1 protein-coding gene and 1 pseudogene are annotated in these 501 nt (G+C 65.5%); both read left to right on the top strand.

Translation table 11 applies throughout. The features are described from left to right. Positions 1-166 (top strand): annotated as a pseudogene (locus KDH83_RS32765) (branched-chain amino acid ABC transporter ATP-binding protein); the annotation flags it as partial. A 134-nt stretch (positions 167-300) separates the two neighbouring features. Continuing rightward, positions 301-501, top strand: a 201-nt coding sequence (locus KDH83_RS31420) for a GntR family transcriptional regulator (protein ID WP_212323053.1), incomplete at its 3' end; no start/stop codon positions are given.

Below are 501 nucleotides of genomic sequence, written 5' to 3'. Positions count from 1 at the left end.
ACACAGGAGCGGACTGACGATCCTGCTGGTGGAGCAGAATACGCGCCTGGCGCTGTCGGTGGCCGAACACGCCTACGTGCTGCAATCGGGGGCCATGGCGCTGTCGGGAAACAGCCGCGAACTGATGGAGGACAGCCGTGTGCGCAAAGCTTACCTGGGTTTGTAGCGGCAGCCGGCCCCAGGGCCGTTTTCGGGGGCGACAGGCCCTGGGATATATTGCGTCTTTACATTGCCGCGGCGGCCTGGTTCCGCTGCTCCGCGCGGCCGGCAATTGTGCCGCGGGGATCCTCAGAGACTGCCATGCCCAATCCCAACAGCGCGATTTTCGAGAAACCCGCCACCCTGCGCTCGCGCGTGGAGGAATACCTGCGTTCGTCCATCATGGAAGGCCGCATGAAGGGCGGCGAACGCTTGCGCGAACAGGAGCTTTGCGAGCAGCTGGGCATCAGCCGCAGCACGCTGCGCGAGGCGCTGCGCACACTGGAGGCGGAGCGCCTGATC

It is taken from the genome of Achromobacter sp. Marseille-Q0513 (genome assembly GCF_018195695.1).
Lineage (GTDB): Bacteria > Pseudomonadota > Gammaproteobacteria > Burkholderiales > Burkholderiaceae_B > Achromobacter.
This window is presented reverse-complemented; position numbering and strand designations above follow the sequence as displayed.